The organism is Streptomyces sp. B21-083, from assembly GCF_036898825.1.
Classification (GTDB): domain Bacteria; phylum Actinomycetota; class Actinomycetes; order Streptomycetales; family Streptomycetaceae; genus Streptomyces.
The window spans coordinates 4,083,326-4,109,514 of record NZ_JARUND010000001.1; the positions used below are offsets into that span (position 1 = coordinate 4,083,326).

At 69.3% G+C, this 26,189-nt stretch carries 19 protein-coding genes, 1 tRNA gene and 2 pseudogenes; 8 read left to right on the forward strand and 14 right to left on the reverse strand.

What is annotated here, in order from left to right:
• Positions 1-120 precede the first annotated feature (120 nt).
• Positions 121-741, forward strand: coding sequence for a MerR family transcriptional regulator (locus QA861_RS18285; RefSeq protein WP_334590615.1), 621 nt, complete (start codon positions 121-123; stop codon positions 739-741).
• Between the two features lie 19 nt (positions 742-760).
• Here QA861_RS18285 and QA861_RS18290 read toward each other — a convergent pair whose 3' ends face one another.
• A complete protein-coding gene (locus QA861_RS18290) occupies positions 761-1,564 on the reverse strand; it encodes an exodeoxyribonuclease III (protein WP_334589394.1) in 804 nt (267 codons plus the stop codon).
• A 68-nt stretch (positions 1,565-1,632) separates the two neighbouring features.
• Here QA861_RS18290 and QA861_RS18295 point away from each other — a divergent pair, with 68 nt between their 5' ends.
• Entirely contained in the window at positions 1,633-2,112 is a 480-nt protein-coding gene (locus QA861_RS18295) for a GNAT family N-acetyltransferase (RefSeq protein ID WP_334589395.1), read from the forward strand.
• 53 nt (positions 2,113-2,165) lie between these two features.
• Here QA861_RS18295 and QA861_RS18300 read toward each other — a convergent pair.
• Positions 2,166-2,471 (reverse strand): annotated as a pseudogene (locus QA861_RS18300) (response regulator transcription factor); the annotation flags it as partial.
• Between QA861_RS18300 and QA861_RS18305 the strand changes: the two are divergent.
• Positions 2,472-3,934 (forward strand): annotated as a pseudogene (locus QA861_RS18305) (ABC transporter permease); the annotation flags it as partial.
• Positions 3,935-4,105: 171 nt separating this feature from the next.
• Here the strand turns inward: QA861_RS18305 and QA861_RS18310 are convergent.
• A complete protein-coding gene (locus tag QA861_RS18310; protein ID WP_334589396.1) occupies positions 4,106-4,510 on the reverse strand; it encodes a hypothetical protein in 405 nt (134 codons plus the stop codon).
• 92 nt (positions 4,511-4,602) lie between these two features.
• Between QA861_RS18310 and QA861_RS18315 the strand changes: the two genes are divergently transcribed.
• A complete protein-coding gene (locus tag QA861_RS18315) occupies positions 4,603-5,202 on the forward strand; it encodes a transposase family protein (RefSeq protein WP_334589397.1) in 600 nt (199 codons plus the stop codon).
• A gap of 90 nt (positions 5,203-5,292) precedes the next feature.
• Here QA861_RS18315 and QA861_RS18320 read toward each other — a convergent pair whose 3' ends face one another.
• Both QA861_RS18320 and QA861_RS18325 read right to left on the reverse strand, forming a co-directional pair.
• Positions 5,293-5,820 (reverse strand): hypothetical protein, encoded by a 528-nt coding sequence (locus tag QA861_RS18320; RefSeq protein ID WP_334589398.1) that lies wholly within the window; start codon positions 5,818-5,820, stop codon positions 5,293-5,295.
• A 135-nt stretch (positions 5,821-5,955) separates the two neighbouring features.
• Positions 5,956-12,171, reverse strand: coding sequence for a DNRLRE domain-containing protein (locus QA861_RS18325; RefSeq protein ID WP_334589399.1), 6,216 nt, complete (start codon positions 12,169-12,171; stop codon positions 5,956-5,958).
• 406 nt (positions 12,172-12,577) lie between these two features.
• Between QA861_RS18325 and QA861_RS18330 the strand changes: the two genes are divergently transcribed.
• Positions 12,578-13,249, forward strand: a complete 672-nt coding sequence (locus QA861_RS18330; RefSeq protein ID WP_334589400.1) for a hypothetical protein — start codon at positions 12,578-12,580, stop codon at positions 13,247-13,249.
• Positions 13,250-13,465: 216 nt separating this feature from the next.
• Here the strand turns inward: QA861_RS18330 and QA861_RS18335 are convergent, their stop codons facing one another.
• Positions 13,466-13,777: a helix-turn-helix domain-containing protein gene (locus QA861_RS18335; protein WP_334589401.1), complete on the reverse strand. Its 312-nt coding sequence runs from the start codon at positions 13,775-13,777 to the stop codon at positions 13,466-13,468.
• A gap of 75 nt (positions 13,778-13,852) precedes the next feature.
• Between QA861_RS18335 and QA861_RS18340 the strand changes: the two genes are divergently transcribed.
• A complete protein-coding gene (locus QA861_RS18340) occupies positions 13,853-14,779 on the forward strand; it encodes a hypothetical protein (protein WP_334589402.1) in 927 nt (308 codons plus the stop codon).
• Positions 14,779-16,605: a hypothetical protein gene (locus tag QA861_RS18345; protein WP_334589403.1), complete on the forward strand. Its 1,827-nt coding sequence runs from the start codon at positions 14,779-14,781 to the stop codon at positions 16,603-16,605. Before QA861_RS18340 ends, QA861_RS18345 begins: the two co-directional genes overlap by 1 nt.
• 230 nt (positions 16,606-16,835) lie before the next feature.
• Here QA861_RS18345 and QA861_RS18350 read toward each other — a convergent pair.
• From QA861_RS18350 to galU, 7 genes are all read right to left on the reverse strand, one after another.
• A tRNA-Ala gene (locus tag QA861_RS18350) sits at positions 16,836-16,909 on the reverse strand.
• Between the two features lie 115 nt (positions 16,910-17,024).
• A complete protein-coding gene (gene sepX / locus QA861_RS18355; RefSeq protein ID WP_334589404.1) occupies positions 17,025-18,284 on the reverse strand; it encodes a divisome protein SepX/GlpR in 1,260 nt (419 codons plus the stop codon).
• Positions 18,285-18,527: 243 nt separating this feature from the next.
• Entirely contained in the window at positions 18,528-19,133 is a 606-nt protein-coding gene (locus tag QA861_RS18360; RefSeq protein ID WP_334589405.1) for a GNAT family N-acetyltransferase, read from the reverse strand.
• Between the two features lie 26 nt (positions 19,134-19,159).
• Positions 19,160-19,708, reverse strand: a complete 549-nt coding sequence (locus QA861_RS18365; RefSeq protein ID WP_334589406.1) for a MogA/MoaB family molybdenum cofactor biosynthesis protein — start codon at positions 19,706-19,708, stop codon at positions 19,160-19,162.
• Positions 19,705-20,187, reverse strand: coding sequence for a cyclic pyranopterin monophosphate synthase MoaC (gene moaC / locus QA861_RS18370; RefSeq protein WP_006380873.1), 483 nt, complete (start codon positions 20,185-20,187; stop codon positions 19,705-19,707). The genes QA861_RS18365 and moaC overlap by 4 nt, the downstream gene beginning before the upstream one ends.
• Positions 20,188-20,293: 106 nt before the next feature.
• The gene (gene glp / locus QA861_RS18375) at positions 20,294-21,616 is read right to left on the reverse strand and encodes a molybdotransferase-like divisome protein Glp (protein WP_334589407.1); all 1,323 of its coding nucleotides are present in this window, start codon (positions 21,614-21,616) and stop codon (positions 20,294-20,296) included.
• Between the two features lie 5 nt (positions 21,617-21,621).
• Positions 21,622-22,524 (reverse strand): UTP--glucose-1-phosphate uridylyltransferase GalU, encoded by a 903-nt coding sequence (gene galU / locus QA861_RS18380; protein WP_334589408.1) that lies wholly within the window; start codon positions 22,522-22,524, stop codon positions 21,622-21,624.
• Between the two features lie 110 nt (positions 22,525-22,634).
• Here galU and QA861_RS18385 point away from each other — a divergent pair, with 110 nt between their 5' ends.
• The gene (locus QA861_RS18385) at positions 22,635-23,243 is read left to right on the forward strand and encodes a 5-formyltetrahydrofolate cyclo-ligase (protein ID WP_334589409.1); all 609 of its coding nucleotides are present in this window, start codon (positions 22,635-22,637) and stop codon (positions 23,241-23,243) included.
• Between the two features lie 76 nt (positions 23,244-23,319).
• Here the strand turns inward: QA861_RS18385 and QA861_RS18390 are convergent, their stop codons facing one another.
• Complete coding sequence (locus QA861_RS18390) at positions 23,320-26,076, reverse strand: penicillin acylase family protein (protein WP_334589410.1); 2,757 nt, start codon at positions 26,074-26,076, stop codon at positions 23,320-23,322.
• Positions 26,077-26,189 lie beyond the last annotated feature (113 nt).

A 26,189-nucleotide genomic window follows, 5' to 3' on the forward strand; every position in this document is an offset into this window, starting at 1 on the left:
AAGGGGGGCGTTTACATCAGCGGCTCCGCCGCGGGTACCGGCGGTACGACTTAAGGTTCCGACGTGGCAGACGCAGACACAGAGAACGCCGAACGGCCCGGCTCCGGGACGGAGTACCGGATGGAAGAGCTGGCCCGGCTGGCCGGCATCACCGTCCGCACTCTGCGCTTCTATCGCGAACGCAAACTGATCCCGCCACCCCGCCGCGAGGGCCGCATCGCCTGGTACGACGACCACCATCTGGCCCGGCTGCGCACGATCTCGGCGCTACTGGAACGCGGGCACACCCTCAACGGCATCGCGGAACTGGCCGAGGCCTTCGACCACGGCCGCGACGTCGCCGACCTGCTCGGCCTCGGCGCCCCCACCGAGGAGACCCCGGTCCGCCTCACCCCCGAGGATCTCGCCGACCGCTTCGGCCCGGACGCCACCCCCGAGAACTTCGCGGCCTCGATGGACCTCGGCTACCTGGGCACCGACGGCGAGCAAATCGTCCACATCAGCCGCAGCCTCCTGGACGCGTCGTCGGCGCTGGTCCAGGAGGGCATCCCGCTGTCAGCCGTCCTGGCGGCGGGCAAACGGGTACGCGAACACGCGGACGCCCTGGCCGAGATCTTCACGAACGTGATCCTCACCCACGCCACGGACCCGGACCCGGCCCGCCTGCGCCCGCTGGCGCAACGGGTGGTGGAGGCGGAACTGTCACTGGCGCTGGACCGCCGAATGCGCCAGAACCCGTGACCGTGGCGACTCCGGCAGCTCAGAGGTCGTAGACGACCGTGACGGGCGCATGGTCCGACCAGCGCTCGGCGTGCGTCGCCGCGCGCTCGACGTACCCCTTGACCGCCTTGGCGGCGAGCCCCGGCGTCGAGATCTCGTAGTCGATGCGCCAACCTGAATCGCTGTCGAAGGCCCGCCCCCGATACGACCACCACGAGTACGGCCCCTCGACGTCCGGATGCAGGGCCCGCACGACGTCCACGAACCCGCCGTCCCCCTCGTCGAGCACCCGTCCGAGCCACTCCCGCTCCTCCGGCAGGAACCCGGAGCTCTTCTGGTTGGCGCGCCAGTTCTTGAGGTCGGCCCGCTGGTGGGCGATGTTCCAGTCGCCGCAGACGACGACCTCGCGCCCATCGGCGGAGGCCCGCTCGCGCAGGTCCTTCAGGTAGGCGAGGAATTCGCCCATGAAGCGGATCTTCTCGTCCTGGCGTTCGGTGCCGACCTCACCGGAGGGCAGATACAGGCTGGCGACGGTGACACCGGGCAGATCGGCCTCGACATACCGCCCACTGCCGTCGAACTCCTCCGACCCGAAGCCGACCTGGACGCGGTCGGGCTCGCGGCGGCTGTAGAGGGAGACACCGGCGCGGCCCTTGGCGGCGGCCGGTGCATGCGTGACGTACCAGCCCTCGGGCGCGCGGACCTCGTCCGGCAGCTGCTGCGGTTCGGCGCGCACCTCCTGGAGGCACAGCACGTCGGCGGAGGTTCCGGCCAGCCACTCCACGAAGCCCTTTTTCGCGGCGGCCCGGAGTCCGTTCACATTCACACTGGTCACAGTCAGCACGCGGGCACGATACCCGGAGACGGAAAACCCCTGGCGACCGCGACATGCATAGATGTACCGTATCCAGCATGAATATCCGCCGGGTCGCCTACGACCACCCCGACGCCGTCAAGCTCAACGACCAGGTCCAGGCCGAGTACGCGGCCCGCTACGACGACGAGGGCGACGCCACCCACCTCGACCCGGCGATGTTCGACCCGCCGTCCGGCCTGTACCTGATCGCGTACGACGGGCAGGACCGCCCTGTCGCCACCGGCGGCTGGCGCGGCCACGACGAGGAGAACGACGAGGGCTATCTGACCGGCGACGCCGAGCTGAAGCGGATGTACGTCGTCGCGGAGGCGCGCGGACTCGGCCTGGCCCGCCGCATACTCGCCGCCCTGGAGGAGGATGCCCGCACCGCCGGCCGCACCCGCATGGTCCTGGAGACGGGCACCAGGCAACCGGAGGCCATCGCCCTCTACACCTCCAGCGGCTACGCGCCCTGCACCAAGTTCGGCTACTACCGCCACCATGACCTGAGCATCTGCTTCGCCAAGAGCCTGTAACACCCCGCGTCCCTCCGGCCTCCCGCTGGGGCCTCCTTCTGGGGGCCGGTCGCTCACGCCCGCAGAAAGGCCAGCACCGCCAGTACCCGGCGATGCGTCTCGTCCGCCGGAGGCAGATCCAGCTTGGTGAGGATGCCGCCGATGTGCTTGCCGACGGCCGCCTCGGAGACCACCAGCTCACGGGCTATCGAGCCGTTGGACCGCCCTTCCGCCATCAGCGCCAGCACCTCACGCTCACGCGGGGTCAGCCGCTCCAGCGGGTCGCGGCGCCTGCGCAGCAACTGCCGTACCACTTCCGGGTCGACGACCGTCCCACCGGCCGCGACCCTCCGCAGCGCGTCGACGAACTCCTCGATCTGTGGCCGTACCATCTGGCTTTCTGGACAGGCCTGTTGGTGGCCCTGTGCGGTGTGGTGACCGCTTCCTGGCGGGCAGGCCGCACCGCCCCGACGGAGGCACTACGGGAGGCCGCGCCGAACACCCGCCGACTGCCCCGCACCCGCCTCCTGATCGGCGCGGCCCTGCTGCTCACCGCCGTACTGACCCTCGCCGTCTCCCTGTTCACCGAGCCGGGCGATCTGTTGCACCGCAAGACGTACACGAGCCGCCCCCTGCTGCTGATCACCGCGACCGCACTCCTCACACCGGCCCTCGTAGGCCCCTGATCCGTCTCCTCACCCGGCCGCTGGCCCGACTCCCGGGCGCCACCGTGCTGTTGGCGCGCGAGAACGCCACCGCGAACGTCCGCCGTACCGCCGCGATCGCGGCCCCCGTCCTGGTCACCGTGGCCCTAGCGGGCTCACTCCTGGGCGCCACGGCGACCCTCACCGAGGCGAAGGCGAGCGAACTGCGCCATGCGACGACAGCCGATCTCATCGCCACCGCCCCCGCCGGCACACCCTTCGACACACAACTGGCGGCCCGCCTGCGTGCGCTGCCGGGAGTGGCCGAGGTCTCCGCGACAGCGCCGACCGCCGTGTACGTCCTGGAGGAGGGCGTGGCCCTCGTCAAGTCCGAGGTGCGCGCGGCCGATCCGGCGCCCCTCGCCGCGACGACCCACCTGCCAGTGACCTCGGGCCGGGTGACCGACCTCGACGACGACTCGATCATCGTCAACGAGGAGTGGGAGAAGCACGCGGTGGGCGAGCAGGTGACGGTGTGGCTGGGCGACGGCACGAAGCGCTCACTGCGAATCGCCGCGACCCTGGCCACCGGCACGGGAAACAACGGCGCGTACGTTACCCCGGCCACCGCGCGAGGCGCCCGGCCCGACCGACTGGACGTGACGCTGACGACCGACGCGGACCCGACCACGACGACGGCGTCCCTGCGCGAGACGATCGCGAGAACCGGCGGCCGGCTGCTCACCAACTCCCAATGGACAAGCGCAGGTCACCAGTCCTCCCCCAGGACCCCCGCTACCCGCATAGGCGTCCTCCTGGTTCTCGGCATCTCGCTCGCCTACACGGGCATCTCCCTCGCCAACACCATGACCATGGCAACGTCCGACCGGGCCCGCGACCTGGCCGCGCTGCGCCTGGCCGGCGCCACCCGCCGACAGGTACTGGCAGCGGTCGGCGCGGAGGCCCTGCTGGTGGTGACGGTGGGTGCGATCATCGGCCTGCTGGTCGCCGCGCTGAACCTGCTGGGCATGTCGAGCGCGCTGCACGTCCTGTCCGTACGGACCTCGCTCGAACTCCCGTGGCCGGCCCTCGCGACGACGACAGCGGCCTGCGCGGCACTGGCCGTGACCTCGGCCCTGGCCCCGGCGGCACTGTCCCTGCGGCGAAGCCCGACGGACCTGGCGGCACTCCGGGAATGACACCCAGCACGCCCCCGGACATGCCGAAGCCCCGACGGGAAAACCCGCCGGGGCTTCGAGCTGTGCGTGGGGTGTTCACGAGTGGGGCTGACGTGCGGGCATTCATGCCCTCATTGATCGTTCCCCGAGCCGCCATAGATCGTTCCCCACCGTCCGCCAGCATGTCCGGTGTCAGTGCACCGGGCGCGTGGGAATGGCCCTGCCCGGGAGGACCGCGAATGCCAGGGCCGCGCCCACGACGTAGGCGGCGACCGTCAAGGGCCAGGCGACCTGGTCCGGCATGTACCAGCCCCATAGCGGGGCGGCGGACTCGTCCACGGCCGCGATCAGTACCACCGCCCCCGCCACCAGGGAGACCGTAGCCCTGAGGCCGCGGCCGATGGCACGCAGCGCCTGGCCCAGTCCGTACCCGACGGCCAGGGCGAGGAGGCCGCTGACGGTTCGGGCCATCGCGCCGTGGTTCTCCGCTATTGCCTGGACGAAGAAGGCGGTGAGGGCCGCGGCGCTGGCGTCCCTGCGCACCGGTCTGCCCCAGGACGCCCTCGCCGTGGTCTGCGACGTCGACTCGTCGACCATCGGCCGGGCCGTCCAAGAGGTCAGGCCCGTGCTCGCGGCCCGCGGCTTCGCCGTCCGACCGGCTCGGCCTGCGCTTGCGCACGTTGGAGGACGTGTTCGCCTACGTCGAGGCCGAGAACATCGAACTGCGGCTCGACGGTGCGGAGACCCAGGTCCGCCGTCTGAAGGCCGACCGGCCCGGGCGCCGAGCATCCGTCTCGGGCAAGCGCGGGCAGAACACCATCAAAACCACCACGTTCAGCTACGGCCAGGGCCGCTTGCTCTACTCCGGGGTCGAACGGCCCGGCCGGATGCACGACCAGACCGCAGTGCGCACCGAGGGCATTGCCGAGCAGGTCCGGACCCGTCCCAGCGTGAAGGCGAAAGCCGACTCCGGCTACCAGGGCCTGGCCAAGGAGTTCCCCCACCAGGTCACCGCGCCGCCGAAGAAACCGAAGGAGGACGCCTGCGATGGCGACAAATACGCCTGGCGCGAGGCGAGGCGGCGGCAGACCTCGGCCCGGATCTGCGTCGAGCACACCAACGCCGAGCTGCGGCAATGGGCACCGATGAGGCGGTTCACCGGAGACCGCGAAACCTTCCCCGAGACCCAGCGGGTCATCGCCTCACTGATCTCCGACCGGGCCGCCAAACGGCCCACCCGCCGCGAGTACAGCACCGAACTCGTCCTCGCCCGCGACATCGCCTGCTGATCACCCACCAGCCAATCCGCCAGGCCACCACGCCCCGAACTCAATCGCGGGTGAGGTCGTAGGTGGCATTGCGCCACCATCCGCCACGACCTATAGCCGAATCGTAGGATCAACCGCCCTTACCACATGACCACCCGCAGGCCCCCCGTTACATTTCCAAACCGCAGCCTCATGGAGATAATCTACGTGCAGGCCGAAGGTGTGGCGGCCACAGACAGGCCAGACTGTTGCATAATAATCCATAACAAATTCCTGCACTCCTTCCGCTACGACACCCAAAACCTCCGCCCAATCCGGCGTCGAGACTTCCGTGGACTTGAATCGAACCACACCGACCGGCCCAAATTCTGGGTCGCGAAAATAATTGATGTAGTCAAATTCCTCCCCGGCGACCCTTTTCCCTGTTTCATCAAATACCGACTTTTCGATCACCTCGAAGGCTGTTCTCGCCATGGAAAATGTTCGCGTGGTCCATAGTTCGCAGAATTCAGTTTCGGGCATTTTTTCGAATTCATCATATAGCTCGGACATCCACGCCAGCACCTCCTCCGAGATGGGATCCCCTTGCCGCCAGACGGCTTGCAGCATCCTGTTGCGCCAGTCCAGAAAGTTCGACATCGCCAACATCCTTCCGATTGTATTCACCTTCACCCGTTGAGAGTCCAGCCCCAAAATAGCATATCGCCGGAAAGACCCCTTCCGGCGATATGCTATTTCCATTTCACGTGATCACTTGGATCGATCTGGAGATCCTTAGGTGAACACTGCGTAGATGCTCAGCCTCGGATTCCTCACGCAAAGGTTCTGAACGGTGACAGTGCCGGACCATTCGACATTGTCGGTCCAGTCGAACCACATCGTGAGCCCGTACACACTATACTTCCCCCGATCGGCCTCCAGTCGGCTTTTCCCGTTCGGAACCCCCCACGAGGCGTGGAAGAAATAATCTCCGGCCTCCGCGTGACCGTAGCTCTGGTTTTTGACGATCTGCTTCCCCGGAATGACGATACTGAACACCAATTTCACGGCGCCGTACTTTTTCCATATGCTCTTCAGCTTCAGGCGCCAGGTGAGACTGCACTTGGAGTGTCCGGTGCAAGACCGCCTGAGATACAACGTGTAGTTTTTTGTCGCCTTCTGCTGATCGCGAAAGTTCAGTCGACTGCCGCTGGTATCCAGTTGCGTGATCGGATCGGCAGGGTAAACGTAGGCGTTGGCGTTGCCGCCGTAGACCGGGTCGGCCTGGAGGAAGCGGCCGGTGGTCGGGTCGTAGACGCGGACGCCCATCAGGGTGTACCCAGCCAGGCCGTCGCCGGCTCGCTGGTAGGCGCCCAGGGATCCGTACTCTGCTGCGGCGGCAGTGGCGTCCAGCGGGTTGCCGTACTCGTCGTACCGCTGGACGGTGGCGGTGGCCGTCTGCAGGTTCAGCTGGACGGAGATGTCACCGTGCAGGTTGGCCAGTTGGAGGACCGCGTTGCCGGTGGCGCTGGTGGTGACGGCCAAGCCACCGGCGAGGTCGGAGACGTTGCGCTGGATGGTCGTGGCGGAGCCCGCGGCCGGGGTGGTTGCCGTCCACGAACTGGTGTCACAGCCACAGCTGTAGTGGCTCACCGTGGTGCTCGTGGTCGACCAGGTGGTGCCGCTATCGCTGGTGGTCGCGGTGGTCGCGGAGGCCAGCCGGCCGGCGGCGTCCAGGTCCAGGGTCTTGCGGCTGGTCCCATGGGTCTCCGAGGCGACCAGGTCGTTGGTGTAGTAGGTGAGGCCGGTGTTGCCGCTGCTGGTGGTGGTGCGGCCGAAGGCGTCGTAGGCGTAGCCGGAGTTCACCAGGCGGTCGACCGTGTCGTAGGTGGACGATGTGGTGGCCGTGGTGGTGTCGGAGGTGCTGCTGTCACAGTCGTCCGAACTCGCGGTCAGGGACTTGCGGTTGTTGTTCGCGTCGAAGGTGTAGGCGCGGGTGGTGCAGCCGTTGGCCGTGCTGTCGGCGGCCTTTGTGAGTCTGCCTTTGCTGTCGTAGGTGTAGTCGGACTGAGTGGTCGTTCCGTCGGTCTGGGTGTGGCCGGCCTGCTTGTCGTTGATCGTGTAGGCCGCGGCGTCGGACAGCACGATGACGCCTGTGGAGTCTTTGTAGGTCACGGAGGTCTGGTTGCCCACCGTGTCGTAGGTCGTGGCCATGGTGTAGCCGCCGGGAAGGGACTCGCCGACCAGAGCGCCGTCGGCGTCGTAGGCAGTGGCGGTGGACGTCCCGGCGACGGAGTCGGTGACGGACAGGGCCCGACCGGTGGTGCCGTCGTAGGTGTAGGTGGAGGTGGAGGGCACCGAGTCGGACACCCTCACCACGCGGTCGAGGATGCTGTAAGCCGAGTTGGTGGTGCTGCCCGTGCCGTCGTTGTACGACGTCTGGCGCCCGAGGGCGTCATAGCCATACGTGACGGTCTGGCCGCTCGACGTCTGGGTGGCGAGCTGTCCGGTGGTCCCGTCGTAGGTGTACGTGGTGGCCGGGGTGGCCTTGCCGGTGCCGCCGGTGACCGCCTTCATCGTCGTGCGTCCGACGGCGTCGATCGTGTTGGTGGCCGTGCGGGTCACACCGTTGGCGGTCTCCGTCTGGGTGGCGATCTGGCCCCAGCGGTCGTAGGTGTAAACGGCGGTGACGGACTCAGTGGGGTTGTTTCCGCCGCCGGTGACGGCGGCCGCGGGCGTGGTCTTGCACAGCATCCCGTCCCACTCGACGGAGGCACAGGTGCCGGTGGTGGCCGCGTCGTAGTACGTGTAGCGCAGCGTGCCCGCGTCCGAGCCGGAAGAGCCGACGGTCCGGGTACTGGCGATCTGGCCCGTGTCGTCGTACGTCGTCACCACAAAGCTGGTGTCGGCGCCTTCGGTGGTCTTTTCCTGGCCGGTGGACCAGTCATAGGTCGTGGTACTCGTGGCGGTGTCGGCGTCGGTGGCGTAGCCCGCGACAGCGGCGCCGGAGATCGTAGAGGTGACCAGGTCGGAGACCGCCGCGTCGCTGGGCCGGTTCTCGTCGTAGGTGTACGAGGTGTGGGCGCGAGCAGGGATCACGGTGCCAGCGGCCAGGGTGGACTCGGTGGTAGTGCCGGTAAGTTCCTTTGTGAGTGTGATCTCGTGCAGTGGGCCGTACTCGTCGGTGAGGAGCTCACCGTCGGATGAATACTCGGAGACCGTGCTGAGGAGCTGGGCGCGGTCGGCCGTCGACAGGTCGGCCAGGCCCAGGGTCGCCAGTTGGTCGGAGCTGCTGCTGCTCAGTGCCAGCTCACGGTTGGCAGCGGTGAGTTCGGTGACGAGGTTGCCGGTCTCGTCGTATTCGGTTGCGGTGATCGAGCCACCGGGGCTCGCGGTGTTGATCTCCTGGCCGTTGGCGTTGATGTAGGTGATGCTCGCGCGGTCGTACGAGGTGGCCGTCAGGTCGCTGCCGGTGTTGGAGGTGGGGACGGTGTCCGCCGGCGGGAAGACGGCGGTCGCGTCGGTGGGTGCCTCGTCCTGCGCCCAGGTGCCGACGGTCGTGGTGTCCATCTTGTAGGGGGCAGCGGTGCCGGAGAGCGGTACGTCGTAGACGACGGTGGTGGCCGCCGTGCCGGAGGTGGTGCTCATGGAGCCTTCGGCGAGTGCCGGGCGGGAGGCCTTGAGCAGCATGCCGGTGCCCGAGGTCAGTGCGGAGCCGGCCGTGCCGTAGGTGAAGGTCCAGGGGAGTTCACCGGGCCGGGTGTAGGTGGCGACGCGGCCGTTGGTGTCATAGGTGTACTCCGTCTTCAGCGCGGGGCTGATCCGGGGGTCCCACACTTGGCGGAGCTGGCCGGAGGCGTTGTAGGCGTACGAGGCGATCGTTTCGGACGTCGAGGCGGAGGCGGGGGTGGTGGCGTTGGGAGTGGTGGCCCACAGGTTGACCGACGCGACCTGGCCCGCGTAGTTGCCGAGCGTGCTGGAAGTGGCGGTGGTGGCGGGCGCGTAGACGTACTCCAGGACGCGGCAGCCCTTGGTGGCCGGGGTGGCCTGGCAGGTGGCCGCGGTGACCGCGCCGGTCGGGGAGATCACGTACTTCGGGCGGGCCAGCGTCTTGCCGCCGACCGTGACCGTCTCCGAGGCGACGGTGACAGTGGTGTCGTCGACCGCTGTCGCCGAGGAGGCGAGCGTCCAGGTGGCCACGCCGGTGGCCGTCTTGGTGAACACCGTGGTGTTGGCGTCGGTGTCGGTGAGGGTGAACGAGGCCCCGGACAGGGTGCCCGTCAGGGTGAGGAGCTCGGCGCCGGTCTCCGGCTGCCAGCTGTCTGAGCCGGTGGCGGTGAAGGCGACCGAACTGCCGTCCGCGTGCAGCAGTTCCACCGAGGTGTCGGAGGTCTTGCGGATCTGCGTGTAGTCGCTGCCGGCGGCGTCGATCGAGGAGGTCCAGCCGGGGCCGAAGATGGCCGCTTGGCCCTCGGCGTCGGTGCTGTTGGCGCGCGAGGAGTACATGCGCTCCACGCTCGCGCTGAACGCGGCGGCATCCGTGGCCGAAAGGGTGTAGTTGCCGGTCAGCTGGTTCACGGAACCCGGGCCGACCTGGGCGCTGGGGGCGGTGCCCGCGTCCCGGTCCAGGGTGACCTCGGTGGTCTGGGAGTAGCCGGTGGTGGTGCCGTCGGTGAACGCGGCCCGTAGCTGGATCACGCCGTCCTCGGCGAGGCTGGAGACGGTGTTCCACACCAGCTTGGTGGCGGCGCCGCCAGTGACGGCGACCGGCCAGGCGGAGACGGCGGCGCCGGCGGCGGTCACGTCACCGACCGGCACGGTGTGCCAGGAGTCGGTTTCACCGCGTCGGTATTGCCAGGTCACCCCGGTGTAGGTGGGGAAGCCCTTGGCGGACAGCGTCAGTCGGCGTGCTGTGGTGTCACCGTCGGAAGGGGAGAGGATCGAGGCCCCGTCGGCGCCGACACCGAACGAGTAGGAGGTGGTGGCCGTCGACAGGTTGCCGCCGGAGTCGATCGTGCGGGCGTACAGCGTGTGCCAGCCGTTGGCCGGGTTGATGCTGATGGTCTGCGCGTCGCCGCCGGTGCCGTCGGTGGTGTCCAGTTTCTTGTTCGGCAGGGACGCGTCGTCCAGGCCCCACTGGAAACCGGCACCGTCCGTGGACGTGGTGTCGAGCGTGCAGGACACGGCGGCCGAGGCCTTGGCAGTCCAGTCGTTCTGGGTGTAGGTGTCACACGTGACGGTCGGAGCGTTCGGCTTGTCCGTGTCCATGGTGAACGTGGTGTAGCCGGTCCAGGAGCCGTAGTCGGTCCCGTCGTAGGCGCGCACCCGGTAGCGCAGGTGCTTGCCCGCCGGCAGCGCGCTGGCCGAGGGCACGGTCAGATTCGCCGTGGAACCGGAGGCCACCGCGGCGGAGGTGGCGGTGTAGGAGTACGTGGTGTCGGCGTAGGCCGGATCGGCGGTGACCTCGAACTGGCCGCGGGTGCTGGACCCGTCCGGGTCGGTCACCTTCGCCGACAGCGTCGGGGTGAGCGAGGTCGCGTACCGGACGCCGTTGACCTGCGACGGTGCAATCGCCACCGAAGTCGGCTTCGTGGGGTACGAGTTGTAGGTCACCGTCAGCTTCGGGGCGTAGCCGGTGGTGGTGTAGTTGGCGGAGCGGAAGCGGCGCCAGGTGGTGGAGTCGGTTTCGCTGGTGCCGTAGACCATGAGGCCGTAGTTGGTGGCGCCGTCGGCCCAGGCCTGGACGATGGCGTCGATGTCCCAGTTGGACCAGGCGGCCGGGCAGGCCGAGGAGTAGCCGCGCGGCACCAGGTTGTTGACGGCGCCGGTCCCGGAGGAGGAGGGGCGGGTGCCCCAGGTCAGCGAGGTCGAGGACCAGTCGGAGGTGATGCGGCGGACCGTGGTGCCGGCTCCGTTGGTGGCACAGGTCGAGGAGTAGTAGCTGTAGAGGGCGAAGTTGGTGTCGGTGATGTGCTTGCCGGCGAACTTCGACATGTCGAACTTCAGGTACGAACGCGCCAGGTCCGCGCCGGCGTCGTAGGTGCCCGACTTCAGCTCCTGGGAGGAGACCTGCGAGTCCGGGTAGTCCGGGGTCTGGATCCATGTGTCCGTGGTCACCGCGAGGGTGGACGTCGGGTCGACCGTCACCGGATAGGTGAGGGCGGGATCGGCGAGGAAGTCCGCGTCCGGGGTCAGGACCAGCGTCTGCGCGCCGTCGGTGGCAGTCTCGACCTTCGTGTCGACCCGGGCCTGGTACTCCGGTTCACCTGAGGAATCGTTTCTGCTGGAGTCCCACATCATGGGTGCCGGGGCCTCGGCGACCAGCTTGCCGCCGGAGTCCTTGAGCAGCAGATGTCCGGACTCGGCCTGGGACAGTTTCAGCCCGTCCAGGTGCATCGGAATCCGGTACGACACCGCACTGTCCGGCGCCTGGTCGAGGATGACGTTCTGGGAGAAGCCCTGCGCCAGCGCGCTGACCGTCAGCGTCTGCCCGTCGCCCAGGTCGTAGGAGGCCGTGTTGTCCTTGACCGTAGGGGTGGGGAGCTTGTCCTCCCAGCCCATCCCAAAGGACGTCTCCCCCTTCGACACCGATGCCAGCGCCGTGTCGCCGCCGTCCGAGACGGAGATGTCGGCGACCGTGGCCTCCGGGGTCAGGCTGGACCCGGTGTCGGACAGCGAGGTGTCGATGTCCTTCCAGGCTCCTTCCTGCTTCACCCGGACCGGACCGGCGAACGCCTCCGTCTGCAACTCCCCGGACGGCAAGGCGTATGTCGTCGAATCCGCGGTCCGCTCCGACAGCACCTCAATCTTGCGGTCCTGCAACCGCGCCATCAACAGCGCCGACGCGCCATCGGTCGCCTCCGGGGGTCCCAACACCTTCGCCAGCTTCGACGTCGTCGTGGTCGTGGAGGATTCGGCGGCGGTGACGGCTATCGCCTGCCCAGCCAACTCCACGACCATGGCCGTCTCAACAGCCAGTAGCAGCGACAGCGCCCCCGCTATCTGGCGCAATCGTCTGCCCGCCCGGAGCTCGGCGGACGCACTGAACGGACCGGGAGGCCCGCTAGTAAACCAAGAACCCATCACGACCCCTTCAAGAGATCTCCACATAAGAGATCGATAAGGAGAGATCTACAGGCTCCGCACAGCTGCTGACCAGGTCTTGTCCACGAGCTGGACTACACGCACCGACCGATCCGACACGGCAACTTCATGGTTGTGGAGATGCTCTGTGAGAACTGCGCTTGGCCGGCGAGCGTGCCAGTCGTAGCCGGTGAGAACGAATCCTGGTGGCACATCTGGCGGCACCTGCCGACTCAACTGCCAGACGTGGTTTGGCGTTTGGGTGTCTGGGACGTCTGGCGTTCCCCACGATGTCTGGCGTCGCGCCTGTGGCGCCGATGAGTCGGGAGGGCAGATGGGTTTCACCGGCATGGACGAGGCTGCTGCGGCGCCGGGGTTGCGGACGGCCGTGGACTTTTACACCCGCAAAGCAGATCGGCTGCGGCAGCGCCGGCACGACCTGGAGGTTGAGTTGGCCTCTGTGCAAGCCGAGCTGGACAAGACATGCACGACATGCGACCAGCTTGCCGGGGCACTTGACGAGATCCTCGCCCCGCCCTCGCGCCCCGGCCAGGAGCAGGACGCCGACGCGCAGGAGGCTGCGGAGAGCCCGACTGATGAGGATAGCGATCCCGCCGCCCCCGCATCGGCAGAGTCCGAGCCAGCCGATGGGGCAGCTGGCGGCCGACAGGAACGCGGGCCCGGCAGGCCGCGTGCTTCGGCGGCGAAGAAGACGGCGTCGAAAGCGAAGTCCGGTTCTGTGATGCAGGCCATCGAGCAGCTGCTGGCGACGTCCGGAGAACCGATGCACGTCACGAAGATCACCGAGGCCCTTGGCCGTCCAACAGCCGGAAAAGCGGGGACGGCTGCGGTGGAGACGATCCGTGCGACGTGCAAACGGCTGGTCGGGCACGGGCGGGTCTCCGAGGTCAAGACAGCCGTGTTCGCGATCGCCCGGATTACTGAGACCGGGCCGGCCGATGAGCCGGGGCCCATGGGTGACGCCGGACTGAAGGGAGCCGCCTAACGACGCCGGCCTCAAGAACTGTCCCCTCCTCCCGTTACGGGGAGGAGGGGACGGGTTCCGTTGAGCTTGGACCCTCTTCGGAACCTTCGACGTGGACCCCATTGGTAGTGGCTCACGCTGCCCCCGAGGTTAGAGCAACCGTGCTCGCCTCGGGGGGTGCGTGGCCTATTTCGTCGTCCCGGCAGTTGCTGTTATTCGGGGACGGGAAGGCCGGTTTCAGTGGTCGGGATACGTTCCGCTTCGGCGCGGATACAGCGGCACGGCAAGGAAGTTCTCCAGGCGGGCGACGGTGGCGACGTCGGGCCAGCAGCGTCCGGCAAGCAGGTCGGCGATGGCCTGCCGGTTGACCCCGGCGCCGACGGCAGTTTGCCGCAGGCTCCGCTTCTGGGCCTTGAGGGCGTTCTCGAGGGCTCGGGCGATGGCCTGGATGACGGCGGCGCCGGGGTCGGTGAGCTCGGCGTGGGGCCAGGTTTCCGGATCGCGGGCAAGCTCGCGCGGCGGTGTTCGCCGGGCCATGCCTCCGACCATGCTGATGCACTCCTTTACGTGAAGATCGGCTTCAATCCCTTCACTGGCTGCTTGACCAGCCGGTGGGATTGGTCTGTGACGCTGAACTCGCAGGTCTCCGCCCGTATCCGCCGCTACCGCCCCCGACTGCCGCCGGAGCGGTGGGGGCCGGTCGCGGACCAGGTGAGGGCCACCGTCACGGCGGCGGCCCCGGCCACTTGTTACGAGGCGGGGCATCTGCTGCATGTGGTGGGCCGCCTCGCCGTGTGGGCCGACAGCACCGGTCTGCCGCGCGATCCGGGGCTGTGGATGCGGACCGAGACCATCGACGCGTTCATCCTCCGTGGGCTCAGGGGCAGGCCGGGCAGCACGGCGCAGACCTTCCGGACCTGGCTGCGCCGCACCCGCGAGGCGCTGGTGTGGGTGCAGCGCGGGGAGGCCCCGCCGATCCGGATCGCTGCGGATCGCCGACCCCAACCACCGTATGAACTGGGCGAGTTGAGCCGGTTGCGGAGCTGGGTGGAGTTGTTGCCGGGCCGGGCCCGGCTGGACGGGCTGGCGCTGATGGCGCTCACTGCGGGCTGCGGCCTGGCCCCGGGCGAGGTGCCGACCGTACGGGGCGGCGATCTGCGCGTCACCGCCCAGAACATGGTCGTTCTCGACGCGCCCTGGCTGAGCCGGCTGGTGGCCTGCCGATCCGAGTGGGAGCAGACGCTGGCCGAACTCGCGCAGGTCGCCGGGGACGGCTACCTGTTCCGGCCCGGCCGCAAGGTCGAGGCGGCGAAGAACCTGGTGAGTTCCTGGCCCGCCCGCCACCGGCCGCACGCGGGCCTGCCCCCGCTGGCGGCGCGGCGGCTGCGGACCACGTGGATCGTGGACCTGCTGCGGCAGCGGATCGATCCGGCCCTGGTCGCGGACGCCGCGGGCATGCGCTCGGCTGCGGGCCTGGCTCCCTACTTCCACTGGGTACCTCCGCTCGGTCCCGAGCAGGCCGCCGCGCTGCTGCGCGGACCCCGGCTGTGATGCGCCGCCCGCAGGCCCCCGACGATCCGGAGATCCGGATCCGGTGGCTGCGGCCCAAGCCGCCGTTGAGCGGGGCGGCGAAGATCCCCGACTCCAAGGTCGGCCAGTTGCTGACCCTCCTGGACCGCTCCGGCATCCCCCAGGAACTGGAAGAACTCCTCAAGGACCGTCCCGGACCCAAGGGTGTACGTCCCCGGGTGGTGCTGGCCGGTCTGCTGCTGTCGGCGTACTACACCGGCCGGGCCACCGTCGCCGATGCCTGGCGCATCCTGCACTACGGACTTGAGCCCAGAGCCCGCACCTGGCTGGGCATCCCCGACCGGCCTCCGGCCGGGCCCGCCGCGCGTATCGCCTCCAGCAAACGGCTCTACCGGGGCCTGGACACCATCACCACCGTCCTGGACCCGGTCCGCCACGACCGGCGCTCCCGTCTGCCCCAAAGCCACGCCGACTTCCACGCCGCGATCTGGGACAGCCCCGAAGGACGCACCGCCGCCGCCCGCCTCCAATCCCTGGCCAACCGCCTGGTCCTGGCCACCGTCCGGATGGCCCACCAGCGCGGACACCTGCGCGGCTGGAACGGTGACGTCGGCGTGGACGCCACCGACATCCGCGTGAGTGCCCACCCCGACAGCCGCCGACGCGGCACCGCCTCGGTGGAGATCACCGCGGGCTGGCACTTCAAGGGCGGCACCGGGGACAAGGTCTTCGGCTACAGCGCGGCCCTGGCCATCGCCGCCCACCACCGCGACTCGGGCGACGAGACGCCCAAGGCCTACCCCCAGCTGTGCCTGGGCTTCGAACTGGACACCCCCACCGTCCGCACCGGCCCCAACGCCGTCACGATCCTGACCCAGCTCGCCGAACTCGGCCTGCCCACCGGAATCCTGGCCGCCGACCGCGCCTACACCGGCTGCAGCCCGCCCACCTTCCAGACCCCCGTCCGCCGCCTCGGCTACCGCCTCGCCCTGGACTACAAGGTCAAGGAACGTGGCCTGCAGGGCAGTTGGCAAGGAGCCCCGCTCGTCGACGGATCGCTGATGTGCCCGCTCACCCCCGCCCCACTCATCCACGCCACCAGCGGCGCCGACGACGACACCGTCCGGCTTCGCAGCGACGAACTCCGCGAGAAGATCGAAGCCCGCGCCTCCTACCACTTCAAGCTCAAGGAAGGGCCTGACGCCCGCGGGGCGATACGCCTGCAGTGCCCGGCTTCCGGTCCCTCCCCGTCGGTCAACTGCGCCCGGCGTGACCGGCTTCGGCCCCGCACCCCTACCCCCACGGTGATGCCCGCCCGAGTGATCGACCTCAGCAACCCCCTGGGCCGGGCCCTCCCCGCAGCGGCCCGCCCCACCGTGCACATCCCCGAAACCGAACACTTCGCGCCCCCACCGGCGGAGGCCATGCCCCAGGTGTGCTGCGCGGGCTCCATCACCGTGCCCGCCGACGCCGAGGCGGCCGACTGGCGTCTGGCCAAGTACCGCCAGGATGTCCCCTATCTCCACACGCCCTGGCTGAACGCCTACCGGCCCATTCGTAGCCACAACGAGGGGGCCAACGGCCGTTTCAAGAGCGGGACGCTCGACATCGGCAACCCCAAACACCGGCCCGCCCCCGGACAGGTCACCCAGACCCTCCTCCTCGCGGTCATGCTCACCGTCGCCAACCTGACCGTCCTGGAGACCTGGCTCACCGAACGCGCCGGCCCCGACGAACTCACCGATGCCGACTTCGAGGCCGCAGGCTCCCTCCCCCCGAACACCGGCACAGCCATCACCCCGTCGGCAGACCTCACCGGACGGCACCCGCCTCCGCGCACGACCTGACGCCCAGCCCGCACGACAACCACAACCGACCACCGCACGCCGACCTCCCAGGCCGGCGTGCTCAGGCATGCCCGCACACCTGCCACAACCCCCGCGACGCCGACCAAGACGCCACGACGTGCGCACCCAGACCTCCCAACGAACCCAGAACGACGAAATCCCGCCCGATCAAAGTGATCAGACGGGATTTCGTGAACCGCCTACGAGTTAACTCGTGAACGGCTCGTGCGTGGACCTGTGGGGATTTGAACCCCAGACCCCCTCGATGCGAACGAGGTGCGCTACCAGACTGCGCCACAGGCCCTTGCAACGAGTGAAACTCTAGCATCCCGATCCGGGTGCTCGGAAATCCGTTCCGTGCTGGTCAGTCGGGGCCCGCGCACGTCTCCCACCTGGCCGGAACGGCCGGGGAGCGCTCGCTACTCGTTGGCGGCCCTGGGCCGCTCGCCGTCCTCGTACTGGTCGAACAGGGGCGTACGGCCGCGCTCCCGGGCCCTGCGGGCGGATGCCGCGCGGCGTGCGTCGGTGCGACCGTCCGCGTCCTCCGGGCCCAGCTCCGCGTCGGACTCCGGCGACAGGTCCGCCTCCGCGTCCGCCGCGTCCTCCGTCGTCAGCGGCTCGTCCGCCGAGGACTCCGACTCGCGGCCCACCGTGCTGGACCGTGCCGAGCTCCAGGCGTCCGGTGCGCCGAGGTCGACGTCGGAGGTGGCGCGGGGGGCGACCGGGGCGGTCACGTACGTCGGCAGCGGTACCGGGACCGGGTCCCAGCTGTCGCCGTGGCCGGGGCGGCGCTGGCGTTCGCGCTGCTGGTCGACCCACTCCGCGTGGTCGGTCTGCTCGACGAGCGCACGCCTGTCGGCGGCGAGCGCGGACATCCCGGGGTCCGTCGCCGGCTCCGGGTGCTCGTCCTGCTCCTCGGCACCGGGGTCGGTGGACGGCCGCCGCCGGGGCTGGCGCTCACGCAGTCGCTGCGCGGCGAGCTCGGCCTGGCGTCGGTCCATCTGGTAGGTGAAACGGCGCCGTTCCTGCGTACGCAGATAGGCGATGTATCCGCTCAGCATGACCGCCGGGACGGCGGGGGCCCAGAGAAGGGCGAGTCCGCCGACCGCCGCGACGATCGTGCCGAGCGTGAAGGCGATGAACAGCATCACCGTCGTACGCCGGCGGCGCGCGAGGACCTTCGAGCGCCGGGCGCGCGCGGCGGCTTCCGCCGAGGTGCCCGCGCTCCGACGAGCCGCCGGCACGCGCTCACGCTTCCGTTCCCTCGCCGGGGCCGGAGCCGGAGCCGACGCCTGTGCGTGGTGCTCCCGCTTCGGCGCCCTCGGCTGTTCGTGCGCCTGCGCCGGTGACTGCTCCTGGTGCGCCTGTTCCTGTGCCTGTACCTGGACCTTCGCCTTGGGGCGGGTCGGGGGCGCGGCGAAGGCCCGGACGTCCACCGAGTCGGTGGCACCCTCCGGGTCGCCGGCGCTGTGCTCCTCCTCGTCGGCGGAGCGCGCCTGCAGGTCCTTGGCGTATCGGCGCTCCATGCCCGCCCGTCCGGACAGAAGCCGGATGGCGGTGCTGAAGCGTTCCGTCGGACGAGCCTCGTTCAGCTCGTCCTGCCTACGGAGCCACATCGGCACCAAGTAGGCGGCCCAGGCCCCGACAATGACTGCGTAGATGAGGCCGCTGCTGCTCACGCCTCACACGGTAGAGGGGTTTGCGTGAGGCCATCTGCCAATTGAGCCGGTGTGTCGCACGATCTGGCTGATATTTCGAGCTTTTTTTGTGATCGATGCGATCAGCGGGTCATCGAAGGCGTGAATTTAGCGCCCCAAGTCGATCGTCAGACGGACGCCAGTCGGTCGTGAGGCGGTCGTCAGGCGGCTGTCCGCGGTCGTTTGAGAGTCATCAGTCGAATACTTTTCGAACACTTATTCAATTTACGCGGGATTCCTGGGCGTGTTCTGTGAGCGCGCCCGCTGCCAGCGGCTCAGCAATCCTTCCGGCACCTCTTCCGCGGTGAGGGCGAAGACGAGATGGTCACGCCAGGCCCCGTCGATGTGGAGATAGCGGGGCCTGAGTCCCTCCTCGCGGAATCCGAGTTTCTCCACCACCCGGCGGCTGGGTGCGTTCTCGGGGCGAATGCAGACTTCGACGCGGTGCAGTCCGACCGTGCGGAAACAGTGGTCGACCGCCAGTGCGACCGCCGTCGGCATGACGCCACGGCCCGCGACCGCCTCGTCCACCCAGTAGCCGACATGGCCCGAACACATCGAGCCCCAGGTGATGCCGGCGACCGTCAACTGGCCGACCAACTGCCCCTGGTACTCGATGGCGAAGGGCAGCATCCGGCCCGCGTTCGCCTCCGCGCGCAGATGCCGGATCATCTGACGGTAGGTCGGCCGGTGGGCGATCGGGCCGCTGGGCGTGGGCGGCGGGATCGTCGCCTCCCAGGGCCGCAGCCAGTCTCGGTTGCGCCGGTTGATCTCGCGCCAGATCCGCTGGTCGCGCAGCCTGACGGGCCGGAGGACGACATCGCCTTCCACCAGCTCGACGGGCCAGGACGGGCTGTTCAGCTCGCACCCCCGCTGGTTCCGGCGGGTCTGGGGTGATCGCCGCCCCGGATCTGGTCCACGGCGTGTTTCAACAGGGGCTCCAGGACGGCCAGTCCGTCCTTCACCCCGCCGGTGGAACCCGGCAGATTGACGATCAGCGTCCCGCCCGCGACTCCGGCGAGTCCGCGCGACAGCGCCGAGGTCGGCACCTTGTCCCGGCCGTACGCCCGGACGGCCTCTGCGATGCCCGGCACCTCCCGGTCGAGCACCGCGCTGGTCGCCTCCGGCGTGCGGTCGGTGGGCGAGATGCCGGTACCGCCGGTGGTGACGATGACGTCGTACCCGGCCTCGACACCGGCCCGCAGGGCGTTCTCCACCGGGTCGCAGTCGGGCACGACCCACGGTCCGTCGACGGCGAAGCCGAACCTTTCCAGCCCCGCCGCGATCAGGGGGCCGCCCTTGTCCTCGTAGACGCCCGCCGCCGCGCGGTTCGACGCGGTGACGACCATGGCGGCGTAGGGCGCGAGCAGCGGACCCCCGAACTCTTCGGGCAGCGTCGGTGTCATGACCTGCTCCAGGTGCCCGACTTGCCGCCGGTTTTCTCCTCCACCCGGACGTCCGTGATGACCGCCCCCTTGTCGACCGCCTTGACCATGTCGATCACGGTGAGCGCGGCGACCGAGACCGCCGTGAGGGCCTCCATCTCGACGCCCGTGCGGTCCGTCGTCTTCACGGTGGCCAGGATCTCGACGGCGTCGTCCGCGACCGACAGGTCCAGTTTCACACCCGACACCGACAACGGGTGGCAGAGCGGGATGAGATCCGGGGTCCGCTTGGCGCCCATGATGCCCGCGATCCGCGCGGTGGCCAGGGCGTCTCCCTTGGGAACCCCTTCCCCGCGCAGCAGTTCGATCACGCGCGGCGATACCAGGACACGGCCGCTGGCGCGGGCGGTGCGCGCGGTCACGTCCTTGGCGGATACGTCGACCATGCGGGCGGCGCCCGTCTCGTCGATGTGCGTCAGTCGGTCGTCCTGCGTGCTCATGTGCTGCGGCGCTCCCGGTCGGGCCTGTTGTGCGCGACACGGTACTCCCAACCGGCGCCCCTCAGCCGCCCCGCCCACCCGGTCGGGCGGGCCCCCGCCGCCCCGGTCAGCCGAGCAGCACGACCTCGACCTCGGCGCCGGGCTCCACGGACTCCTTGTCCTCAGGTACGACGATCAGCGCGTCGGCGTGGGCGAGGGCCGCGATCAGGTGTGATCCGGCGCCGCCGACCGGCGTCACCCGGCCGTCCGCGTACGTGCCGCGCAGGAACTGGCGGCGCCCGGCCGGAGAGGTCAGCGCCTTGTCCGTCGCCAGTACGGCCCTGGTCGTGGGCCGGTGGATGTCCGTGAGGCCCATCAGGGCACGGATCGCGGGCCGCACGAACAGTTCGAAGGAGACGTACGACGACACGGGGTTGCCCGGCAGGGCGAGCAGCGGGGTGTGGTCGGGGCCGACGGTGCCGAAGCCCTGGGGCTTGCCGGGCTGCATGGCGAGCTTGCGGAAGTCGACGCCGGCGCCGGGCTCGTCCTCGTCGGCGACATGCGAGAGGGCCTCTTTGACCACGTCGTAGGCGCCCACGCTGACGCCTCCGGTGGTGACGACGAGGTCGGCGCGGACGAGCTGGTCCTCGATGGTGGAGCGGAGGATCTCGGCGTCGTCGGCGACCGCGCCCACGCGGTAGGCGATCGCCCCGGCGTCCCGGGCGGCGGCGGTGAGGGCGAAGCTGTTGGAGTCGTAGATCTGGCCGCCCGTGAGCTTCTCGTCGGGCTGGATCAGCTCGCTGCCGGTCGACATGACGACCACGCGCGGGCGCGGGCGCACACGTACGGTGCCGCGGCCGATCGCGGCGAGGAGGGCGATCTGCGGCGGCCCGAGGATGGTGCCCTCGGCGAGGGCGCGGTCGCCGGCCTGGACGTCGCTGCCCCGCGCGCGCACATGCGCGCGTGCCGGTGCCGGGCGGTGCACGCGCACCTGGCCGTAGGCGCCGTCGGGGTCGGCGCTGCGGGCGCGCATCCCGGTGACGGGGCCCTCGCCGAGGCCCCCGTCGGTCCATTCCACGGGGACGACGGTCTCGGCGCCGGGCGGCAGCGGGGCGCCGGTCATGATGCGGGCGGCCTGGCCGGGGCCCACGTGGAGCAGGCCGTCCTGGCCGGCCGCGACGTCCCCGATCACGGTCAGGGCGGCGGGGTACTCCTCGCTCGCGCCCGCGACATCGGCGACCCGGACCGCGTACCCGTCCATGGAGCTGTTGTCGAACGGCGGCAGGGAGACCTGCACCGTGACGTCCTCGACCAGGACACAGCCCTGGGCGTCGAGGAGTTGCAGCTCGATGGGTTCGAGGGGGCGGACGGTCGCGAGGATGTCCTCCAGGTGCTCGTCCACCGACCACAGGTGGTCCTGGCCGGCGGTGCGGGGCGCGGCGCTGCTCAACGTTGCTACATCTCCTCGGCTACGTAACTGCGAAGCCAGGTCCGGAAGTCCGGGCCCAGGTCCTCACGTTCGCATGCGAGTCTGACAATGGCACGCAGGTAGTCGCCGCGGTCCCCGGTGTCATAGCGGCGGCCCTTGAAGACGACGCCGTGCACGGGGCCGCCGATCTTCTCGTCCTGGGCGAGCTGCTGGAGGGCGTCGGTGAGCTGGATCTCGCCACCGCGGCCGGGCTCGGTCTGGCGGAGTATGCCGAAGATGTGCGGGTCGAGGACGTAGCGGCCGATGATCGCGTAGTTCGACGGTGCGTCCGCGGCGTCCGGCTTCTCGACCAGCCCTGTGACCTTGACGACGTCGCCGTCGTCGGTGGTCTCGACGGCCGCGCAGCCGTACATGTGGATCTGCTCGGAGGCGACCTCCATGAGGGCGATCACGCTGCCGCCGTGCTGCTCCTGGACCTCGACCATGCGCTTGAGCAGGGGGTCTCGGGGGTCGATGAGGTCGTCGCCGAGGAGGACGGCGAAGGGCTCGTGGCCGACGTGCGGGGCCGCGCACAGGACGGCGTGGCCAAGGCCCTTGGGGTCGCCCTGGCGGACGTAGTGCATGGTCGCGAGGTCGCTGGACTCCTGGACCTTGGCGAGTCGCGCGGCGTCGCCCTTCTTCTGAAGGGCGGACTCCAGCTCGTAGTTGCGGTCGAAGTGGTCCTCAAGGGGGCGCTTGTTGCGTCCCGTGATCATGAGGACGTCGTCGAGGCCCGCGGACGCGGCCTCCTCGACCACGTACTGGATCGCCGGCTTGTCGACGACCGGCAGCATCTCCTTGGGAGTGGCCTTGGTGGCCGGCAGGAACCGGGTGCCGAGGCCTGCTGCGGGGATGACAGCCTTGCTGATCCTGGGGTGCGACTCAGTCATGGCGGCAACCTTATCCGGAGCCTTTGTGCTGATTCTGTGACACCGATCAACTGATGCTCATATCCACATATGAAGCACATGAGAACACCGGACACGATAGAGGGAGCGTCATGGGGGCAGAGCCCGACAAGCGCACGTCACGGCGGGGCCTCCTCGCGGTGCGAGGCGGGCTGACGGCCGCCGACGTCGAGGCGGCGGCGGCCGCCCTGGCCGCCCGCGCGCTCGGCCTGCCCGAGCTCGCGCACGCGCGCACGGTGGCCGCGTACGTCTCCGTCGGCTCCGAACCCGGCACCCGGGCACTGCTCGACGCCCTCCACGCGCGCGGGGTACGGGTCCTGCTGCCGGTCCTCCTCCCGGACAACGACCTCGACTGGGGCGCGTACGCCGGTGAGGGGTCCTTGGTGGAGGTGCGGCACGGCGGGCGGATGGCCCTGCTGGAGCCGGCCGGTGACCGCCTCGGAGCGGAGGCCGTGACGGGCGCCGACGCCGTCCTGCTGCCCGGCCTGGCCGTGGACGAGCGCGGTCTGCGCCTCGGGCGCGGTGGGGGTTCGTACGACCGCGTGCTGGCCCGGCTGGAGCGCTCGGGCGTCGATCCGGCCCTGGTGGTGCTGCTGTACGACTCGGAGGTCGTCGCGCGGGTCCCGGCCGAGCCGCACGACCGGCCGGTGCACGCGGTGGTCACTCCGTCGGGGGTACGGCGCTTCCGCGGTCTCTCCTGAAGCGAACCGGCCCTCCACGCGCGCGTAGAGGGCCGGTTCGGGGCTGCTTCGGGGACTTTCGGGGGTTACTGGGTGCTCACGACGGTTTCAGCAGCAGTGTGTCGCTCGTGCTGTCGTCGACAGCCTTGTCCGTGAAGGACCAGTCCAGCAGTTCGCCCTTGACCCACTTGCCCGTCTGGTCGGTGTAGTGGTCGCTGAAGGCGTGCCCGGAGGCGCCCGTCAGGTTGATCCACTTCGACTTGTCGAGGTCGCCGAGGTTGACCACCATCCGCATCGACGGCACCCAGACGACGCCGTAGCCGCCGGCCGCGTTCCAGCCGGTCGCGTTGACCGTCGCCTCGCCGCCGCCGAGGTTCCAGGGGCCGCGGTTGAGGATGTACTGCACGAAGCTGGGGCCCTCGGTGCCCAGGGTCTGGTTCTTGAGGAACAGGCGGTGCAGCCGGCCCCAGCTCCAGGTGTCGATGTCCTTGCCGAGCTTGGCGGTCAGCTCCCAGCGGGCGTCCGACATGGCGCGCGCGAACAGCTGGTCGCGGTTGGTCACGGCCGGCTGGGTGCGCGTCTTCGGCGAGCTCCACCAGTCGTTGCCCTGGTCGTTGATGATCTTGCGGACCACCTCGAACCAGCGGTCGCCGCCGTCCGGCTGCGCCTGGTCCGCGTCCCGCTGACCGCATTCGAGCACAGGCTGGTCCGCGTCGGCAGGGCCGGTGTTGTTCACGGGCCTGACGTACAGGCACTGGCCCTTGACCCGCACCTCCTTGGGCAGCTTGTTGCCGAAGGCGAGCTTCAGGATGTTGCGCCAGACCGAGTTGAAGTAGGCCGCCGCGGCCGAGTCGGCGTCCTGGGTGTAGTCCCAGCCCACCAGGAGCTTCTGCGCCTCACGGACGGACTTGTCGTCGACGTCGATCGCCAGCAGCTTGGGCACCAGCAGCTTGGCGATCTCGCTGCTGTTGTCCAGCTGCATCTGGCGCATGTCGTCGGTGGAGATCTTGCCGCCGCCCTTGATCTTCGAGGCGATCAGGTCGGCGATGCGCTGGCTGCGGGTGCCGTAACCCCAGTCCGTGGTGAGCGTGTAGGGGTACTTGGCCTTGTCGACGACGGCCTGGTTGGCGGTCACGATGTAGCCGCGCTCGGGGTTGAACTCGAAGGGCAGTTCGGCCTGCTTGAGGTAGCCCCTCCAGCGGTACTTGGAGTCCCAGCCGGGGACCGGGAGCGAGCCGTCGTCGCCCGCCGCGCGCGTGGGGATGCGGCCCGGCATCTGGTAGCCGATGTTGCCCGCGGTGTCGGCGTAGACGAGGTTCTGCGAGGGCACGTCGAAGGAGGCCGCGCCCGCGCGGAACTCGGTCCAGTTCGACGCCTTGTCGATCAGGAAGACGGCGTCCATGGAGTTGCCGGGGTCCAGCGCGGTCCAGCGCAGCGCGATGCCGTAGCCGTCGCCCCGGTCGGGGGCCGCGGTGTCGACCGTGGCCTTTTTGCCGACCTGGACGAGCTCGTCGTCGCGGTCGGACAGCAGAGGCCCGTTCTCGGTCTCCCGGACGACGATCTCCTTGGACGAGCCGCCGGCGACCTTGATGGTCTCCTCGCGCGTGGTGAAGGGCTTCGTCTTGCCGTCGTACAGGTAACCGTCGCCGGAGAGCTTCTCCAGGTAGAGATCGGTGACGTCGGCGCCCGAGTTCGTCATGCCCCAGGCGATGTCGCCGTTGTGCCCGATGATCACACCGGGCATGCCCGCGAAGGTGTAACCGGAGACGTCGAACTGGCACTTGGCGGAGACGCTGCGGCAGTGCAGGCCCATCTGGTACCAGACGGACGGCAGCGCGGGCGACAGGTGCGGGTCGTTGGCCAGCAGAGGCTTTCCGGTGATGGTGTGGTCGCCCGAGACGACCCAGGAGTTGGAGCCGATGCCGTTGCCGTTCACCCCGACGGCCGTCGGGACGTCGTCCAGGACCCGGTAGAGGCCCTCCAGCTGACTCTGGAAGGCCGCGGAGTCGACGGACGACGTCCCGGACGTGCCCGAGGACCCCGACTGCGTGCTCGTGCCGCTGCCGCCCTGGACGTACGTCTGGGTCGCCGCGTCGTACGCGCCTTCCTGGACGATCGGCTTGTTCCGGCTGTACGGGTACTCCGGGTACAGGTCGGCGATCTGCTTCGGTCCGAGGCGGCTGGTCAGCAGGGCGCGGTCGATCTCGTCCTGCATGTTGCCGCGCAGGTCCCAGGCCATCGCCTTCAGCCACGCGACCGAGTCGACCGGGGTCCACTCCTGCGGCCTGTAGTCGTTCTCGAACCCGAGGGCCGCGTACTCCAGGGAGATGTCCGCGCCGTCCTTGCCCTTCAGGTAGGCGTTGACTCCCTTGGCGTACGCCTGGAGGTACTTCTTGGTGGCGGCCGACAGGGTCTTGTCGTACTCCTCCTTGGCCACCCGGTCCCAGCCCAGCGTGCGCAGGAACTCGTCGTTCTTGACCTGCCCCTTGCCGAACATCTCGGAGAGGCGGCCCGACGTCATGTGCCGGCGGACGTCCATCTCGTAGAAGCGGTCCTGCGCCTGGACGTAGCCCTGCGCCATGAACAGGTCGGCGTCGGAGGAGGCGTAGATCTGCGGGATTCCGTAGCTGTCGCGCTTGACGTCGACGGGCCCCGAGAGGCCTTCGAGGGTGATTGAGCCCTTGGTCTGCGGGAAGGAGGCCCGGACGGTACTGACGGACCAGTACGCGCCGTAGGCCACGCCTCCGATGATGGCCAGGACCAGGACAATCACGAACAGTCGGGCTTTGCGCCCCTTCTTCCTGCCGGACTTGCCGGGCTTGTGTCCGGAAGAGCTGGTGGTAGTGGGGGGCATCGCTGTCCTTGCTGTCCTAACGCGAGCGGCAGGCGGTACTGGAGTGCTGGAGCAACCATAGGCGCAGGGCCCGGCGCGACTTGACGCGGAGTCGGGTACGCGAACGGACGGGC